This window comes from Pantoea sp. Ap-870 (assembly GCF_011752515.1).
Taxonomy (GTDB): Bacteria; Pseudomonadota; Gammaproteobacteria; order Enterobacterales; family Enterobacteriaceae; genus Pantoea; species Pantoea dispersa.
The window spans coordinates 14430-32692 of record NZ_VWXG01000003.1; the positions used below are offsets into that span (position 1 = coordinate 14430).

Annotated in this window: 16 protein-coding genes and 5 tRNA genes; 4 read left to right on the forward strand and 17 right to left on the reverse strand. The window is 52.2% G+C overall.

What is annotated here, in order from left to right:
- Positions 1-156 precede the first annotated feature (156 nt).
- Positions 157-951, forward strand: a complete 795-nt coding sequence (locus F3J41_RS09310) for an inner membrane protein YpjD (protein WP_010617128.1) — start codon at positions 157-159, stop codon at positions 949-951.
- 13 nt (positions 952-964) lie between these two features.
- Positions 965-2251 (forward strand): HlyC/CorC family transporter, encoded by a 1287-nt coding sequence (locus F3J41_RS09315; protein WP_021507328.1) that lies wholly within the window; start codon positions 965-967, stop codon positions 2249-2251.
- A 57-nt stretch (positions 2252-2308) separates the two neighbouring features.
- Here the strand turns inward: F3J41_RS09315 and luxS are convergent, their stop codons facing one another.
- The 17 genes from luxS to mltB form a co-directional block, all read right to left on the reverse strand.
- The gene (gene luxS, locus F3J41_RS09320; protein ID WP_010617126.1) at positions 2309-2824 is read right to left on the reverse strand and encodes an S-ribosylhomocysteine lyase; all 516 of its coding nucleotides are present in this window, start codon (positions 2822-2824) and stop codon (positions 2309-2311) included.
- A gap of 150 nt (positions 2825-2974) precedes the next feature.
- Positions 2975-4579 (reverse strand): glutamate--cysteine ligase, encoded by a 1605-nt coding sequence (gene gshA, locus F3J41_RS09325; protein ID WP_021507329.1) that lies wholly within the window; start codon positions 4577-4579, stop codon positions 2975-2977.
- A 31-nt stretch (positions 4580-4610) separates the two neighbouring features.
- Positions 4611-5039, reverse strand: a complete 429-nt coding sequence (locus F3J41_RS09330; RefSeq protein WP_021507330.1) for a YqaA family protein — start codon at positions 5037-5039, stop codon at positions 4611-4613.
- The gene (yqaB, locus tag F3J41_RS09335) at positions 5036-5602 is read right to left on the reverse strand and encodes a fructose-1-phosphate/6-phosphogluconate phosphatase (RefSeq protein WP_058771641.1); all 567 of its coding nucleotides are present in this window, start codon (positions 5600-5602) and stop codon (positions 5036-5038) included. The genes F3J41_RS09330 and yqaB overlap by 4 nt, the downstream gene beginning before the upstream one ends.
- A gap of 415 nt (positions 5603-6017) precedes the next feature.
- A tRNA-Arg gene (locus F3J41_RS09340) sits at positions 6018-6094 on the reverse strand.
- A gap of 55 nt (positions 6095-6149) precedes the next feature.
- Positions 6150-6226, reverse strand: a tRNA-Arg gene (locus F3J41_RS09345).
- A 58-nt stretch (positions 6227-6284) separates the two neighbouring features.
- Positions 6285-6361, reverse strand: a tRNA-Arg gene (locus tag F3J41_RS09350).
- Positions 6362-6460: 99 nt separating this feature from the next.
- Positions 6461-6537: transfer RNA gene (locus tag F3J41_RS09355), tRNA-Arg, on the reverse strand.
- A gap of 9 nt (positions 6538-6546) precedes the next feature.
- Positions 6547-6639, reverse strand: a tRNA-Ser gene (locus F3J41_RS09360).
- 307 nt (positions 6640-6946) lie between these two features.
- Positions 6947-7132: a carbon storage regulator CsrA gene (gene csrA / locus F3J41_RS09365; RefSeq protein ID WP_058759760.1), complete on the reverse strand. Its 186-nt coding sequence runs from the start codon at positions 7130-7132 to the stop codon at positions 6947-6949.
- 249 nt (positions 7133-7381) lie between these two features.
- Positions 7382-10009 carry an alanine--tRNA ligase gene (gene alaS / locus F3J41_RS09370; protein WP_088516491.1) on the reverse strand — a complete coding sequence of 876 codons (2628 nt, stop codon included), beginning with the start codon at positions 10007-10009 and terminating at the stop codon, positions 7382-7384.
- Between the two features lie 135 nt (positions 10010-10144).
- Complete coding sequence (locus F3J41_RS09375) at positions 10145-10600, reverse strand: regulatory protein RecX (protein WP_104189679.1); 456 nt, start codon at positions 10598-10600, stop codon at positions 10145-10147.
- A 167-nt stretch (positions 10601-10767) separates the two neighbouring features.
- Positions 10768-11838 carry a recombinase RecA gene (gene recA, locus F3J41_RS09380; RefSeq protein WP_021507334.1) on the reverse strand — a complete coding sequence of 357 codons (1071 nt, stop codon included), beginning with the start codon at positions 11836-11838 and terminating at the stop codon, positions 10768-10770.
- Between the two features lie 93 nt (positions 11839-11931).
- On the reverse strand, positions 11932-12426 hold the full coding sequence (pncC, locus tag F3J41_RS09385) for a nicotinamide-nucleotide amidase (protein ID WP_058776003.1): 495 nt from the start codon (positions 12424-12426) through the stop codon (positions 11932-11934).
- Positions 12427-12528: 102 nt separating this feature from the next.
- Complete coding sequence (gene tam, locus F3J41_RS09390; protein WP_166710859.1) at positions 12529-13305, reverse strand: trans-aconitate 2-methyltransferase; 777 nt, start codon at positions 13303-13305, stop codon at positions 12529-12531.
- Positions 13306-13517: 212 nt separating this feature from the next.
- Positions 13518-13853: a zinc ribbon domain-containing protein YjdM gene (locus tag F3J41_RS09395; protein ID WP_088516493.1), complete on the reverse strand. Its 336-nt coding sequence runs from the start codon at positions 13851-13853 to the stop codon at positions 13518-13520.
- A gap of 86 nt (positions 13854-13939) precedes the next feature.
- The gene (mltB, locus tag F3J41_RS09400; protein WP_031279678.1) at positions 13940-15022 is read right to left on the reverse strand and encodes a lytic murein transglycosylase B; all 1083 of its coding nucleotides are present in this window, start codon (positions 15020-15022) and stop codon (positions 13940-13942) included.
- An 828-nt stretch (positions 15023-15850) separates the two neighbouring features.
- Between mltB and F3J41_RS09405 the strand changes: the two genes are divergently transcribed.
- Together F3J41_RS09405 and F3J41_RS09410 are read left to right on the forward strand one after the other, a co-directional pair.
- Positions 15851-17383 (forward strand): recombinase family protein, encoded by a 1533-nt coding sequence (locus F3J41_RS09405; protein WP_166710861.1) that lies wholly within the window; start codon positions 15851-15853, stop codon positions 17381-17383.
- The gene (locus F3J41_RS09410) at positions 17384-18256 is read left to right on the forward strand and encodes a ParB/RepB/Spo0J family partition protein (protein WP_166710863.1); all 873 of its coding nucleotides are present in this window, start codon (positions 17384-17386) and stop codon (positions 18254-18256) included.
- Positions 18257-18263: the final 7 nt, after the last annotated feature.

The following is an 18263-nucleotide window of genomic DNA, read 5'->3' on the forward strand; positions in this document are numbered from 1 at the left end:
TTAATAGCGTAGCGAGGCCGCCAGGGCGACACAATGCGGCGGATTATAACACGAAGCCAGGCCGATCTCTGCAATTGACCGTGAGATCGTTTGGAGCCTGCTGCCGCTGGCGCTATACTGCTTTTTTCCTTATCTGACCGACACCTGAAAGGATCTATGTTCGTTTTCGCGATCGTGGCGCTGTTCGCCTACTCTCTCAGTCTTGCATTGATCATTCCGAGCCTGCTGAAACGCAACAGCGGCTGGCGGCGTTTTGCCGTGCTATCCGCCTGCGTGGCGCTGATTGCCCATGCGGTAGCGCTGCAGCAACGCATATTTGCCGTCGATAATGGACAAAACCTTAGCCTGCTGAATATTGGTTCGCTGGTCAGTTTGCTGATCTGTGCCATCATGACTATCGTTGCGTCGCGCAATCGCGGCTGGCTGCTGCTGCCAATTGTTTACAGTTTTGCGCTGATCAATCTGGCCTTCGCCACCTTTGTGCCAAACGCCTTTATCACCCATCTTGAGACCACGCCAGGCATGATGGTGCACATCGGTCTGTCGCTGTTTGCCTATGCCACGCTGATCATCGCGGCGCTGTATGCGCTGCAGCTGGCGTGGATCGACTATCAGTTAAAGAACAAAAAGCTGACGTTCACCCAGGATATGCCGCCGCTGCTCAGCATTGAGCGTAAGATGTTCCATATCACGCAGATTGGCGTGGTATTGCTGACGCTGGTGTTGTGCACCGGCCTGTTCTTTATGAATAACCTGTTCAGCCCGGAAAACATTGATAAAGCGGTGCTGTCGATTATCGCCTGGTTTGTCTACATCGTGCTGCTGTGGGGCCACTATCATGAAGGCTGGCGCGGTCGCCGTGTGGTGTGGTTCAACTGCGGCGGTGCGCTGCTGCTGACCATGGCCTATTTCGGCAGCCGCGTTCTGCAGCACCTGCTCACCTCTCACTAAAGGAATTTTTGCGTTGGAACATGTTTCAACCACCACGCTCATTATCACGCTGATCATTATGGTGCTGGTCTCGGCCTACTTCTCGGGTTCAGAGACCGGCATGATGACGCTCAACCGCTACAAACTGCGCCACAAAGCCAAAAGCGGCAACCGCAGCGCGCGTCGCGTTGAGAAACTGCTGCGTCGCCCCGACCGTCTGATTAGCCTGGTGCTGATCGGCAACAACCTCGTGAATATCCTCGCCTCGGCGCTCGGCACCATTGTCGGTATGCGCCTGTACGGCGATGCCGGCGTAGCCATCGCCACCGGCGTGCTGACCTTCGTGGTGCTGGTGTTTGCCGAAGTGCTGCCTAAAACCGTCGCGGCGCTCTATCCGGAAAAAGTTGCGTATCCCAGCAGTTTTCTGCTGGCGCCGCTGCAGTACGTGATGCTGCCGCTGGTGTGGCTGCTCAATACCATTACCCGCATTCTGATGCGCATGGTGGGCATCAAGACCGAAGGGTCGATTAACTCCGCTCTCAGCAAAGAAGAGCTGCGCACCATCGTGTATGAATCCCGCTCGCTGATGTCGCGCCGCAACCAGGACATGCTGCTATCGGTGCTGGACCTTGAGAAGGTCAACGTTGACGACATCATGGTGCCGCGCAATGAGATCGTCGGCATCAATATCAACGATGAGTGGAAGTCGATCGAGCGTCAGCTAAGCAACTCACCGCATGGCCGTATTGTGCTGTTCCGCGACTCACTGGACGATAGCGTCGGCATGCTGCGCGTGCGCGAAGCGTGGCGCATGATGGCCGAGAAAAAAGAGTTCAATAAAGAGCGACTGCTGCGCGCTGCCGATGAAATCTACTACGTGCCGGAAGGAACGCCTCTTAACGTGCAGCTGGTAAAATTCCAGCGTAATAAGAAGAAAGTGGGGCTGGTGATCGATGAGTACGGCGACATCAAAGGACTGGTTACCATCGAAGATATTCTGGAAGAGATCGTCGGCGACTTCACCACCTCCATGTCACCGTCACTGGCCGAAGAAGTGATGCCGCAAAACGACGGTTCGGTACTGATTGAAGGCAGCGCCAACGTGCGGGAAATCAATAAGGCGTTCAACTGGACGCTGCCGGAAGAGGAAGCGCGCACCATCAACGGTATGCTGCTGGAAGCGCTGGAAGAGATCCCGCAGATGGACACGCAAGTACAGGTTGGCCATTACGACATTGATATTCTTGATGTGCAGGACAACATGGTGAAGCAGGTGCGCATTACGCCGCATCAGCCGCTGAAAGCGTCCATCGGTTCCTGAGACGATAAAAACAAAACGCCGCGATGATCGCGGCGTTTTTTATGACAGAAGCGGCAACTAGAGTTGCAGCTCTTTCAGCTTTTCAGCCGGCAGCTTCAGATCTTCATTGCGGTTAACGCCAATGTCGTGCGCCAGCACGTTGCGCGCAATCTGCTGCGCTTCGTCCAGTGAGTGCAGCTTGTAGCTGCCGCACTGGTATTCGTTCAGTTCCGGAATCTGGTTCTGATCTTTTACCTTCAGCACATCTTCCATCGCGCCTTTCCACGCTTTTGCCACGCGCTGCTCGTCTGGCGTACCAATCAGGCTCATGTAGAAGCCGGTGCGGCAGCCCATTGGTGAGATATCGACGATTTCCACGCCGTCACCGTTGAGGTGGTTACGCATGAAGCCCGCGAACAGGTGCTCCAGCGTGTGGATGCCGCGTTCGGTCAGGATGTCGATATTCGGACGGCAGAAACGCAGATCGAAAACGGTGATGGTATCGCCATGCGGAGTGTTCATGGTCTTCGCCACGCGTACCGCTGGCGCGCCCATGATGGTGTGATCAACAGTAAAACTATCCAGTAGTGGCATACGTCACCTCCTGTTTTGAGATTTTTTTTAAAACGATGAAACTTTTCTGTTCGCCCAACGTCTGAATATATGAAAGACGCGCATTTGTTATCATCATCCCTGACAACAGAGATGTTAATTTAGGCCACAGTGATGTGGCCATTTTCTTTTCTAGCCTTCGCGACCTGCCAGATAGCTGGCAAAATCCAGTGTATCACTCTGCTCCAGCTGCTGCTGTTTCAGCACCGACTCCTGCGCCTGACGGCTAAAATCGGCTTCGGTGAGAATTTCCAGCGGCTCTTCGCACAGCAGATGCCGATACTGCTCGGCCAGCGCCACGCCGGCTCCGGTCAGCCCCTGCTCTTTAATGGCTTGCAGAATGCGCGCCGAATAGGTTAGCTCAGGATCGTCAAACGACGCTACCAGTTGATCGCAAACCTGTTGATATTGCGTGCTGCCGTCGTTGCTATCCAGCACTTCAGCCACCCGGCGCAGATCGGCAAACAGCGCTTTACCGACATCAACCAGCAGATGTTCCGTATCACTGCAGCCCACGCCGATCACCTGACCCGGCTTGCGCCCTTCCAGCACCACGCGGTTCCAGTTTTTCCGGCTGCACAGCAGCTCATCTGCGCTCATCTCCGGCGCATCGGCCAGCGTACACCAAATCAGGAACAGGTCGAGGAAGCGCGCCTGATCGGCATCCACACCAATGGCAGAGAACGGGTTGATGTCCAGTGAACGCACTTCAATATACTCAATGCCGCCGCGCAGCAGCGCATCGGATGGCGCCTCACCCGAGCGGGTCACGCGTTTCGGACGAATCGGTGCGTACAGTTCGTTCTCGATTTGCAGCACGTTGGTATTGAGCTGCAGCCAGTTGCCTTCCGCGTCCTTGGTGCCCATCGCCGCATATTCGGCAGACGGCGTTTTGATCGCCGCTTTCAGCGCAGCGACATATCCTTCCAGCGAGTTGAAGGTAATGCCCAGCCCGCTTTGTGATTTATTGGTGTAGCCCAGATCGCTCAGGCGCAGCGACGTGGCATACGGCAGCCACAATGTTCCTTCGCCGTTGGTTTCGAACGGCAGCTTACTTTCCCGTCCCTGCAGGAAGGAAGAGCAGATGGCTGGCGAAGCGCCAAACAGATAAGGAATCACCCAGCCGTAGCGATAGTAGTTGCGAATCAGGCGCAGATAGCCCGCCGAGATGGTCTCTTTGCCGCTCTCCGCGTCTTTGACATCCGCCCACTCCTGCCAGAACGACAGCGGCAGCGAGAAGTTATAGTGCACGCCAGAAATAATCTGCATCAGCGCGCTGTAGCGGTTTTTCAGCCCCTGACGATACAGGGTTTTCATTTTGCCGATATTGGAGCTGCCGTACTGTGCCAGCTCAATGTTGTCCACATCTTCAACATAGCCCGGCATACTGAACGGCCACATGCGCTCGTCGCCCAGCTCGCGCGCCACGTGACGGTGGATGTCACGCAGAAACGCTAGGGAGCGATCGATGTTCTGATCCACCGGGGTGATGAACTCCAGCAGCGTTTCAGCAAAATCGGTGGTAATCCAGTCGTGCTTCAGCGCAGAACCCAGCGATTCAGGGTGGCCAGTGGTCGCCAGATGACCATTCGGCTGGACGCGAAGTGTTTCACGTTCAATGCCACGGCCGATACCCTTTAACGCGTCGGGATGCGCTTCCAGCCAGGAGAGCGCTTTTGATACGTCCGGGATCACATTAACCTCCCGCTGTGTGAATAATTTATTTTTGTTCAGCATAATGTTAACCGTAGCCTCGAATCTGTGCGAATCAATGCCACCATTGCATACCTTGTAAAGTGGCGGTCGCGATAACGATATAACGCAGCGTTTTACCCAGGGCGAGAAACAGCACGCAGGGCAGCCAGGAGAAGCGCAACCACCCTGCGAGCACGCAGAGTAAATCGCCCACCACTGGCAGCCAGCTAAACAGCAGCGCTGCGGGTCCCCATCGTTGTAGCCACGTCATTGCTGTGTCGTGCCATCGCCCCTGCCCTGTTGCTGGCATCAGGCGACCAAGAAGAATGTTGGTCAGGCCGCCCAGCGTGTTTCCCACTGATGCAGCCAGTAACAATCCATAGACCGACCCTTTCTGGGCGATCAATAACGCAATCAGCACCGCTTCTGAGCTGCCCGGAAGCAGCGTTGCACTCAGAAAGCTACTGCCGAATAACGATCCATACGTCAGAAATTCATTCACAGTAAACGGACATCAACCACATCCATGCCCGCCGCTTTAGCCGCCTGCACGCCAAAGTCAGCATCCTCGAATACCACGCAGCGCGCAGGCGCAACCCCCATCAGCTCCGCACAGCGTAAGAAGGTATCAGGCTGCGGCTTATGACGCTGGACATCGTCCGCGCCGACTACCGCATCAAACAGATGATAAACGTTGAGCGCTTCCAGCAGCGCTTTGGCTAAGCTGTGTTCGCTGCCGGTGCCAACCGCCATCGGACGGCGACCGTGATAGGCTTTGACCACCTGCATCAGCGGCAGCGGACGCACGTCTTCCAGCAGCATCGCTTTCAATGCCGCCGTTTTCTCTGCCGCCAGCTGATGCGGATCGTGCTGCGCCTGATTCTGTTCCAGAATGTAGCGGGCCAGTTGCCAGGTGGGTGCCCCGTTGAATGCCACCATCTTTGCTTCGTCCATGGTGAAACCATAGCGGCTCAGCACCTGCTGCCAGGCTTTTCGATGTGTCGGCTCGGTATCAAGAATGGTGCCGTCCATATCGAAAATCAGGGCGTCATAGTGGTCGTACATTGTGACTCCATTAACACCACAAAATGAGCCATTACTTTAGCGTAATGCGCTCAGGTTGTCGCCAGGCAGGCTTAACCGCAAATGCTTTGAAAGCATTAGCAATTTTCGTTTTCAGAATAAGGTCAGAGCGCGCGACCGGCGATAAATGGCGGTAAATGCAGTGATTTTTTGATGGAGACGGCGCGTGAGAAAATCTTTCGGAATGCGGATGTTGAATCGGGTCAGGAATGAAGAGTTGCGATGTCAGAACTGAGCTGATGACAAATCTAATCTTTAGATGATGGTGCATCCAGGAGGATGATTCGGCTGGCGCCTCACCCAGCGGGCCGTTGCTGAAGCAACGTTATCCTCCTTAGTACGTCCTGAACGATTATCGCATCATGACACACTGAGGCACTTTCCATCTTGCAGAAGATGGTGCATCCAGGAGGATTCGAACCTCCGACCGCTCGGTTCGTAGCCGAGTACTCTATCCAGCTGAGCTATGGATGCATTGAGATTTTCTTTCGATGAACAAACTGAACAGACTTGAGAATAACACAGAGAATGGTGCATCCAGGAGGATTCGAACCTCCGACCGCTCGGTTCGTAGCCGAGTACTCTATCCAGCTGAGCTATGGATGCATTGAGAGATTTTCTTACGATGGACTAACTGAAATCAACCTGGGAATGATACAAAGAATGGTGCATCCAGGAGGATTCGAACCTCCGACCGCTCGGTTCGTAGCCGAGTACTCTATCCAGCTGAGCTATGGATGCATTAAATGATTCTTGTACAACGCAGGGTGCTAACAACTCACCATGAAAGGAACTACTCGTTCACTCTTACTACTCTGAAGTAAATACCATATCCGAAGATGGTGCATCCAGGAGGATTCGAACCTCCGACCGCTCGGTTCGTAGCCGAGTACTCTATCCAGCTGAGCTATGGATGCATCGGAAAATGGCGGTGAGGCGGGGATTCGAACCCCGGATGCAGCTTTTGACCGCATACTCCCTTAGCAGGGGAGCGCCTTCAGCCTCTCGGCCACCTCACCTTACGCGTTCTTGCGAACCGTGCTTTTGAACTTTGTTTCCGCTCATCGGCACTGCGTGGCGCACATATTACTTTCCCGGACTTATAAGTCAAACAATTTTTCCCGACTTTTTACCGATTCAGGTTTGATTGCGCAAATGACGTGCAATCCGCATGTTTTGCCGACAAAAAGAGTGATTTATCAACAGTAAAAGCGTGCGGCAGCCGACATAATTCGCGGAAAAATCAGGAGAGCGTGAACGGATAAAAACAACGACGGGAGGAAGAGAAGCGGTAGCGCCTCGCCACACAGCGAGGCACTGAATACGTTATTGAGGTGTAATCTGTGTTTTTTCAGCCTGGATGCGCTGATAGATCTCTTCACGGTGAACCGACACTTCTTTTGGCGCGTTTACGCCTATGCGGACCTGGTTACCCTTAACACCCAGCACCGTTACAGTTACCTCATCACCAATCATGAGGGTTTCACCAACTCGACGAGTTAGAATAAGCATTCTTTGCTCCTTGAAAGATTAAAAGAGTCGGGCCTGTTCGGTCTCCCGGCCATATCCATCATATAACGCTGAACAATGCCTATGACAAATACACCATTGTGTTCTGCCATGCCAATACATTCTGCTGATAGTTAGTTTAGCCGAAATACACTACATCAACCGGACTTTGTCATTACCTGGTGCACACCGCGTTAAAAAGCGCCGAAACAGATGTTCCTGGCGCTCTTCACGATGCTTAATTTTATTTCGTTACAGCCGGTTACTCACCCACTCCGGCACGCCAGCCAGCGCGCCAGAAAGTGCCTGGGCGTCGGTTCCGCCAGCCTGCGCCAGGTCCGGACGCCCGCCGCCTTTACCGCCAACCTGCGCAGCCAGTTCGCCAATCAGCTCACCGGCCTTCACCCGATCGGTCAGATCTTTGGTGACGCCAGCAATCAGCGACACCTTACCTTCTGCAACGGTTGCCAGTACGATGACAGCAGAACCAAGCTGATTTTTCAGATCGTCCACCATCGTGCGCAGCATTTTTGGCTCGACATTGCTGAGTTCGCTTACCAGCAGTTTCGCGCCCTTCACCTCAACCGCTTTGCTACTCAGTGAAGCGCTTTCCTGCGCCGCTTGCTGATCGCGTAGCTGTTGCAGCTCTTTCTCCAGCGCACGCACGTTTTCTACCAGTCCGCGCACTTTCTCGTTCAGATTACTGTGGTTGGCTTTCACCACCTGAGCAATATCGGTTAGCTGATCGCTCTGCGCGTGCAGTTGTGCAATCGCGGCTTCACCGGTCACCGCTTCGATACGGCGAATACCCGCCGCCGTGCCGGCTTCGCCCTGAATGCGGAACAGGCCGATGTCACCGGTGCGGGCCGCATGCGTACCGCCACACAGCTCAATGGAGTACTCGCCCATGCTGACCACGCGCACACGCTGATCGTACTTCTCACCGAACAGTGCGGTGGCGCCCAGCGCTTTCGCCTCTTCCAGGTCCATCACGTTAGTGGTGATAGGCAGGTTGCGGCGAATCTGGGCGTTAACGATATCCTCAACCGCACGAATCTGCTGCGGCTTCATGGCTTCGCCGTGTGAGAAGTCAAAACGCAGGTACTTGTCGTTGTTGAGCGAGCCTTTCTGACCAACGTGATCGCCCAGTACTTCGCGCAACGCTTCGTGCATCAGATGCGTCGCTGAGTGGTTGAGAATGATGCGCGAACGACGCACTTCATCAACCTGCGCCTGCAGGCGATCGCCCACTCGCAGCTGCCCCTGGCGTAGCTTACCGATATGACCAAAGGCTTTGCCATATTTTTGCGTATCCTGCACGCTAAATTCAGCATTTTGCCCGGTCAGAGTGCCGGTATCGCCCACCTGCCCGCCAGACTCACCGTAGAACGGGGTCTGATCCAGAATCACCACCGCATCCTGCCCGGCTGTAACCTGCTCAACCTGCTGGCCGTCCACAAAAAGCGCCTGCACCGTCGCCTCAAGCGAGAGGTGGTCGTAACCTTTGAATTGAGTCGGCGTATCAAAGCGGATAACCGTGTTGTAATCGGTACCGAAGCCGCTGGCTTCACGCGCACGCTGACGCTGCTGCTCCATCGCCGCTTCAAAGCCCGCTTCGTCAATCTTCAGATTGCGCTCACGGCATACGTCAGCAGTAAGGTCCGCCGGGAAGCCGAAGGTGTCATACAGACGGAAGACCGTTTCGCCGTCGAGGGTGTCGCCTTTCAGCTTCGCCAGCTCGTCGTCCAGCAGTGCCAGGCCACGCTCCAGCGTTTTAGCAAACTGCTCTTCTTCATTTTTCAGGGCGTTCTCAACGTGCTTCTGCTGACGCTTGAGATCCTCACCTGCTGCGCCCATCACCTCGATCAGCGGAGCCACCAGTTTGTAGAAGAAGGCTTCTTTCGCGCCCAGCATGTTGCCATGACGCACCGCGCGACGAATGATGCGGCGCAGCACATAGCCACGGTTTTCATTCGACGGGATGACACCATCGGCAATCAGGAAGGCACATGAACGGATGTGGTCGGCGATCACGCGCAGTGATTTATTGTTCAGATCGGTGGCGCCGGTTACCTGCGCCACCGCGTTAATCAGCTTCGCGAACAGATCGATTTCATAGTTGGAGTTCACATGCTGCAGTACCGCGGCGATACGCTCAAGGCCCATACCGGTATCCACCGACGGTTTCGGCAGTGGCTGCATGGTGCCGTCGGCCTGACGGTTGAACTGCATGAACACGATGTTCCAGATTTCGATATAGCGATCGCCATCTTCTTCCGGACTGCCCGGAGGGCCGCCCCAGATATGGTCGCCGTGATCGTAGAAGATTTCGGTGCACGGACCGCAAGGGCCGGTGTCACCCATCTGCCAGAAGTTGTCAGAGGCGTAAGCACCGCCTTTATTATCGCCAATGCGGATAATACGTTCGCGCGGTACGCCGATGTCATTGGCCCAGATTTCAAAGGCTTCGTCATCGGTTTCGTATACGGTTACCCACAGACGCTCTTTCGGCAGCTTAAACCACTGCTCGCCCGTCAGCAGTTCCCAGGCGTAGGCAATGGCTTCTTTCTTGAAGTAGTCGCCAAAGCTGAAGTTGCCCAGCATTTCAAAGAAGGTGTGGTGACGCGCGGTGTAGCCGACGTTTTCCAGGTCATTGTGCTTACCGCCGGCACGCACGCAGCGCTGCGACGTGGTGGCACGCGAATAATCGCGCTTGTCCTGACCAAGGAAAACGTCTTTAAATTGCACCATGCCGGCGTTAGTAAACAGCAACGTCGGATCGTTGTTTGGTACGAGGGAGCTGCTGGCTACAACCTGATGTCCCTTGCTATGAAAAAAGTCGAGAAACGCTTGACGGATCTCAGCAGTGCTCTTGCTCATAAAATTCCTGGAATCACGCTAACGAACGTTCCCTTTCGCTGGCAAACCGCATGCGCCCGGCCCGCCACTGACTGAGGAACAAAAAGTGGGAATAAGATAAATTTTCTTCAATGGGAAGTAAAATCCCATCGCCTTTCAGTCGTCAATATTTCTGAAAATCGCCTGAATGTCTTCCATCATAAAGCCTTTCGACATCAGAAAGCGCTGGACTTTGCTTTTTTCCGCCCAGCTTTGCGGCAGCGGTTCGCCGAATTTACGTTTAGCGACCTCGGCCGCGCACTGGCTCCAGTCAACCTCGCTATCGAACAGCGCCTGGTTGATCTCATCACGGTCGATGCCTTTTTGCTGCAGCTCCATGCGCACCCGCTGTGGACCATAGCCTTTGCGCGCGCGACTCTGAATAAAGTGTTCGGTAAAACGCTGGTCGTTGAGCCAGCCATTCTCCTGACACCAGTCGAGCACTTTCTCCAGCAGCGCTTCCGGTATCGGCTGGCTCTCCTGTTGCTGTAGCCAGGCCGCACGCTGATTGTTCAGCTGCAGTTTGCGTTTCAGCTCGTCGCGGCTATGGTCGCGCTGCGACAAAATACGCATGGCACGATCGAGTACCCGGGAAAAGGTTGGCTGCGGAGCCTGTGATGAGGTCGATGACATAGGATTACCTTGTTGTGACTGTTGCGCAGGGTAAAGCAAGAAGGCAGAGAGGAAAAGCACGGGCGGGAAAAAGCAAAACGGGAGCATTGCTGCTCCCGTGGGTATGATTAGAAATCTTCGTTGGTTTCGCTGGCTTCTTCGTATTTATCAGCCGCGCTATCCGCTGTTGCCGCTTCTGCCGTTGCACCGGTCAGCAGCATGTCACGCAGCTTAACGTCGAGCTCATTGGCAATCGCCGGATTCTCTTTGAGGAAGTTGGTAGCGTTCGCTTTACCCTGGCCGATTTTATCGCCGTTGTAGCTGTACCACGCACCGGCTTTTTCCACCAGTTTGTGCTTCACACCGAGGTCAACCAGCTCGCCGAAGGTGTTGATGCCTTCACCGTACATGATCTGGAACTCAGCCTGCTTAAACGGTGCTGCCACTTTGTTCTTCACCACTTTAACGCGGGTTTCGCTCCCCACCACTTCGTCGCCCTCTTTAATGGCGCCGATACGGCGGATATCCAGACGTACGGAGGCGTAGAACTTCAGAGCGTTACCACCGGTGGTGGTTTCCGGGTTACCGAACATCACACCAATCTTCATACGAATCTGGTTGATGAAGATCAGCAGCGTGTTGGACTGCTTAAGGTTACCCGCCAGCTTACGCATCGCCTGGCTCATCATACGCGCAGCCAGACCCATGTGCGAATCACCGATTTCACCTTCAATTTCCGCTTTCGGCGTCAGCGCCGCCACGGAGTCAACGATGATCACGTCTACCGCACCAGAACGGGCCAGCGCATCACAGATCTCCAGCGCCTGCTCACCGGTATCCGGCTGCGAACACAGCAGGTTATCAATGTCGACACCCAGTTTCTTGGCGTATACCGGATCCAGCGCGTGCTCGGCATCGATAAAGGCACAGGTTTTGCCTTTACGCTGCGCAGCAGCAATGACCTGCAGGGTCAGCGTGGTTTTACCGGAGGACTCAGGTCCGTAGATCTCAACGATACGGCCCATTGGCAGGCCACCCGCGCCCAGCGCGATGTCCAGCGACAGAGAGCCGGTAGAGATGGTTTCAACATCCATCGAGCGGTCTTCACCCAGGCGCATGATGGAGCCTTTACCAAATTGTTTCTCAATCTGGCCCAGCGCGGCAGCTAAAGCCTTCTGTTTGTTCTCGTCAATCGCCATTTCCACTCCTAATCATGCCGGGTGAGCGGGCACCGTGTATGCCTGCTCGTTCTGTTGCCGCTAATTATACTGTATAGTCATACAGTATCAAGTTTAATTTGTCAGAAATTCATCCAGCAGCGCCTGCAGCGCCCAGCTAACCGACTGACGCCGGACAGCATCACGATCGCCGGCAAACTGCTGGCGCTGCGCCAGCACGCGGCCCTCCGGACCTGCCAGCGCAAACCAGACGGTACCGACCGGCTTTTCTGCCGTGCCGCCATCCGGCCCGGCGATACCGCTCACCGCAATACCGTAGCCGGCGCCGGCCGCGGCACAGGCGCCGGTCACCATTTCGCGTACCGTTTGCTCACTGACGGCACCGTGCTGCGCCAGCGTCGCCGCCTGCACGCCAACCATCTGCTGCTTGGCCTCATTGCTATAGGTAACAAAGCCGCGCTCAAACCACGCAGAACTGCCGCTGATGTCGGTAAATACCTTGGCAATCCAGCCGCCGGTACAGGACTCCGCCGCCGTCACCGTCGCCTGACGATGCCTGAGCTGTTCGCCAATACGTCGGCTGAGCTGCTGAAGTTGTTCGTCGTTCATCGCCTTCTCCTGTTGTGGCGCTTCACGTTAGCAGTAAATGGTGCGGCAACAAGCCCTTTTCAACCGCCACCGTCGCATTTTGCGCGCTGCGTTCCGGTGAGGTCAGTGCGTTTTCACCGCCACCATAAATAAACGCGGAAAGGCCAGCAAAACCTGTCCATTACTGCGCGTCGGGTAAGCGGGCAGCAGCGCCTGATGATAGTCGCGTAAAAAGTCAGCCTGCTGCGCCTCATCCAGCGCGGCAAGGAACGGACGCAGCCCGGTGGCACGCAACCAGCTGATAATCGCCTGCGCATCCGCCATCGGATGATAGTAAGTGGTGCGCCAGATATCGACCTGACAGCCTGCATCGCCTAATAAATCATAGTAGCGATCGCTGCTCAGCAGGCGTTTGCGCTCTGCCGCCTGAGGCGAAATATGCCCCTGCCAGCGTGAGCTGGCGGCCACCTCACGCATCAGACGATGCGACGGCTCCTGCAGGTTATCCGGCATTTGCACCGCCAGTGCACCGCCCGGTGCCAGCTGGTTTACCAGATGCGGCAACAAGGTTTCGTGGTCGGTCAGCCATTGCAGCGACGCATTGGCATAAATGACCTGTTGCGGCTGCTCAGGCTGCCAGCTGCGGATATCGGCCTGACGAAAATCACAGTCCGGCAGGCGTTGCCGCGCCTGTTCCAGCATCGCCTCAGAGCTGTCGATGCCGGTGATGTGCGCCTGCGGCCAGGCGTGCGCCAGCAGTTCCGTGCTGTTGCCCGGGCCACATCCCAGGTCCGTAGCAAAGCGCACCTCGTTGACGGGAATACGCGCCAGCAACTCCTGTGCCGGGCGCGTACGCTCAGATTCAAACTGACGATACAGCTGGGGATTCCAGTCTTGCATAGCAACGCTCCTGTCTGTGTGGAAGAGTCACACACTAACTGTTTTGCTGCGCGAGGCGCGAAGAGAAAAGTGCGGTTGCAGAAAAAGTGTGGATGGCGCAGCGGAGTCAGGTGCTGCAGGCTCAGGCGTGGTGATAGCGCGCAGGATGCGGATGTCATTACTTCCGCATCCTGCGGGGAAAAGCAACAGGACGGCGCATGGCCGTCCTGCAATTAGTTCTTTTTCACAAACTCAGATTTGAGTTTCATCGGACCGAAGCCGTCGATTTTACAATCGATATTGTGGTCACCTTCAACCAGACGGATGCTTTTCACTTTAGTGCCGATTTTCAGGGTGGAAGAGCTGCCTTTCACCTTGAGATCTTTCACTACGGTTACGCTATCGCCATCTGCCAGCAGGTTACCGTTGGCATCGCGCACTACCAGCCCTTCGCTGCTGTCATCCGCGCTGGCGGACCAGATATGGCCGCAGGAGGGGCAGTTCAGGTTATCACCCTCCTGCCAGGTGTAATCTGCCTGGCAGGCCGGGCAGGCAGGTAAAGTCGTCATACATATTCCTCAGTAGTCGGTATGCGATGAAGAAGGCACCGCAAAAGGGGCGCCATCTTATACCCTCATACTTTATAAGGACAGTATTAAAGCATGTTGCCCTGACGCGCCTGGGCGACCGCCTGCCCCAGCTGCCACACCGCCATGGCATAGTGCGTGCTGTGGTTGTAGCGCGTGATCACGTAGAAATTAGGCAGACCGTACCAGTATTGATAGCTGGTGCCGAGATCCAGCCGCAGCAGGCTGACCTGGCTGTTGCCGTCCAGCGAACCCTGCGGTGCCAGACCGCTGGCTGCCAGCGTATTCACTGAATAAGAGGTTTTGAAACCGTTCTCCAGCGCCGGTGCCTGACCGCTGGCGGGCACGGCGACGTTTTCACCGGAACGCCAGCCGTGCGCTTTGAAGTAGTTGGCAACGCTGCCGATGGCATCCACCGGATCCCACAGATTGATGTGGCCGTCGCCGTTAAAATCGACCGCATACTGCTTATAGGAGGACGGCATAAACTGGCCGTAGCCCATGGCACCGGCGAAAGAGCCGCGCAGATCCAGCGGATCGTCCTGCTCGGTGCGCGCCATCAACAGGAAGGTTTCCAGCTCGCTGCTGAAGTAAGCGGCACGGCGCGGATAGCTAAACGAGAGCGTCGCCAGCGCGTCCAGCAGACGGGTTTTGCCCATCACCCGGCCCCAGCGTGTTTCCACCCCGATAATCCCGACGATGATCTCCGGCGGTACGCCATACACCTGCTGGGCGCGCTGCAGCGCATCCTGATATTGATTCCAGAAGGCGACGCCGTTCTGCACGTTATCCGGGGTGATGAATTTATTGCGATAGCGAATCCACGCGCCGTTCGGCCCGCTCGGCGGCGTATAGCTCGGCGCCTGCTGATCCATCAGGCGCAGCACGTAATCCAGTCGCTTCGCCTGGCCAATGACCGCATGCAGCTGGTCGCGGTTGAAACCGTGCTTCGCCACCATCTGATCGATAAATTGTTCTGCCGCCGGATTACCGGCAAAGTCGCCAAACATCGGCTGAATGGCGTGAGAAGGTTCCAGTAAAAACCCCCCTTTCGGTGCAGGCACAACGGCGGATTGCTGCTGGGGGGCAGGCTTACTGCTGCAGGCAGCAAGCAAACAAATAAGCGGAAGAAGAGCAACCTTAAAACGCATCGGATATCCATAAGCCAGATGAAACACGAATGCTCATGGTAATCGTTCAACGAAGCGACTTACAGAGCAATGTCGTAAATTTACGCCCGTTGTGATTCTGCAGTTATGACCAGCCATATCTCTGCTCAGGTAATGAAAACGCCGCAGAGGTAAGGGGTGCACTGACCGAACTGACACTCACCTGTAGCGCGGCAGCGGCAGCGCCCGGCCGCGCTAAGCGCCGAATTTGCGTGCTGGCTCCACAGTTTTCCCCGCCGCGTAAAATTTGCTTTTTACCGCCTGTCGCAATTTGATATGGTCGCCAGCCAGAAACATCGGCTGGCGGATGAAGCGGGCTGCGCAAAAATGCTAACATCTGCCCTTTCGTTATCCGCCAGTGTGATAACCATCCATCCCCGGCTGCCCCTGTCCAGCCAGCGGAAATCAAAAGAGTGAATCCTGAGTGAGAATGAGATGAAAGGAGCAGAGCAAATGGACTTCAGTGGCCACACCCCCATGATGCAGCAGTACTTATAAACATCTATTAGTATTCTGTTTTGTAAGTAAAAATTATAAAATTTTCTTTTTTAGGCTACATATAAAATACTTTTTAAGAAAAATTTTTACGGCAAAACTTAAAAGTTCCGTTTAACTCCCAGCACAAAGAGATAATCCAGCTTTCCACTCTTTAGCCCCCTCAAACCTCTCATCGTTTGTTACTTCCGAGAAAATGTTAATTACATATCTCAAAAATCCGCCTTGCAGAAAACAAAAAAAGGTTGAAAGCGATTGAAAAATGATCAATTTTTAACCAATTCATTTCTCAAGTAGTTTCATCAAGGCACTAAAATGATTGATAAAACTGATAAGATACATAAGGTTAGGGTTGCCCAGTATCTACGGATGTCTACTAATCTTCAGGAGTTTTCTTTAGATAACCAAGCACGATTCATAAAAAAATATGCTGATGAGCATAATATGGAAATCATACATACCTATGACGATGCAGGTAAGAGTGGTGTAACTACTACTGGAAGGCATGACTTTAATAAACTTGTTAATGATGTTCTGACAAAGGTTATTAATATCGATGCAGTCCTTGTATACGATGTAAGTCGTTTTGGTCGATTCAAGGATCCTCAAGAAGGCATTTACTATAAATATCTCCTCAAAATGAACAATGTGAATGTCATTTATTGTGCCGAAAACCTTCCCGAAAATAGTGAAACTGAAACATTCATACTTTCTTCACTTATGTACGCAGCGGGAGCCTTAAGTAAAAACCTTTCGATAAAGGTATTTGCAGGACACGTAAACCTGGTGAAAAGAGGATACTATCAAGGAGGAAAACCCGGATATGGGCTTAAAAGAAAGTTACTTGATAATAATAATAAATCAAAGATGATACTCGCTCATGGTGAGAGAAAGAGCCTTCAAACAGACAGAATAGTTCTCGTTCCTGGAACAAAAAAAGAAATTGAGCTGATAAAAAAAATTTTCAATATGTTCATTTTTGACGGATTAAATGAGTATCTTATCGCTTCACGACTTAATCAGGAGGGGTGTAGATTCAGCGATAAAACAGAATGGACACGTGGTCGAATTCACTCCATTCTTATTAATAGCAGATATACAGGAAAATACACATACAACCGAACATCACAAAAGTTAAAGACAAAAAAGGTTAGAAACCCTGAAGATGAATGGATTGAGTATAGTTCCTTTTTTAAACCCATCATTTCAGAAGAAAAATTCAAATTAGCCAAGGAAATAATTGATAATCGTTCTATAAAAATGAGCAATGAAAAAATTCTTGATTGTTTGAGAAAAATTCTTTCTAAGCATGGAAAAATATCAGGATTTATTATAGATGAGGAGGATGGTAGTCCATCAAGCAGTGTAATTGCAAACCGCTTTGGAGGTCTTCTCAATGCTTATAAATTAATAGATTATACCCCTGAGCGAGACTATCAATACTTAGAGATAAACTCTTACCTACGAAAAAAACACGGTGATATTGTTAACAAAATACAAAATGAAATTCTAAGTAGTGAAGTGAAGATACTTGAAAACAAGTTGATTTCAGTTAATAAAGCCTTAAGCTTCTCAATAGTGCTTTCGCGATGTAAAAAAACAGGTTTAAACAAACATAGATGGGTGGTGCGATTGGACAGGAGTTTAAATCCAGAAATTAGCATCATTGCAAGGATGAATAGTCTCAACACTGAGCCTGTTGATTATTACATCTTACCGTCAATAGAATTTCTGGAACATGAATTAAAAATCAAAGACAACAATACTCTTTTATTCGAAATGTATCATTTCGATGATATCAAGCCATTCTTTGATATGTTATCAACTGATGAGAAGGATGTACTTTAAATGCAAGATCAAAATGTTCACATGGTTAAAATATCTTCTATAAAGGTAGTCATTCCACGTTCAAGGAACAAATTTCGCCATGCAGAAATAACTGAAAGCATTGATGCAAGTGGGCTTAGAAAACCAATAACGATTCGAAAGATCGTTGATAAAAAATACGATTTCGCTTTGATATGCGGTCAAGGTAGACTTGAATCGTTGACTGCATTGGGTGAGGAGCTAATTCCCGCTTTTATATTGGATATAGACGAAAACCAAGCTTACATCATGAGTTTAGTCGAAAATATGGCCCGAGTAATTCCAAGAGCAGGGGAACAGTTTCAACGAATTAAAGAAATGACTGAGCAAGGATTAACTAATAAGGAGATATCAAGCTCTACCGGCCTATCTTTGCACTGGATTACAAGTCTAACCATGCTCATTAATAAAGGGGAAAATAAGTTACTTTCGGCTGTTGAGTCAGGATGCATACCAATATCCTTTGCTGTTGAAATTGCAAGAGTAGACTTTGAGGGTGGTCAAGAACTATTGATAAAAGCTTTTGATGAAGGTTTAATAAAACATAAAGATGTTGGTAAAATTCGTGAAATACTCGATTCACGAGATGAAGGACTCAAGGGATTTATTAATAATAACTTTGGTGTTGCCAAGAAAAAGAAAAAAATGACTACTGATGAGTTACAACAACTTTATCAGGATAACATCTCCCAACATAAAAAAATCAAAAATAAAGCTGAATATGTGGAAATAAAACTATTAGTTGCAAGTCAGATATTTAAAGAGCTTACCAGTAATGAGAATTTTTCTAAAATAGTAGCTGAAGAAAGTCTACAAGATGTTGTTAAAGTCATAGTTAGAAACACTACTAATTGAGGTGTAA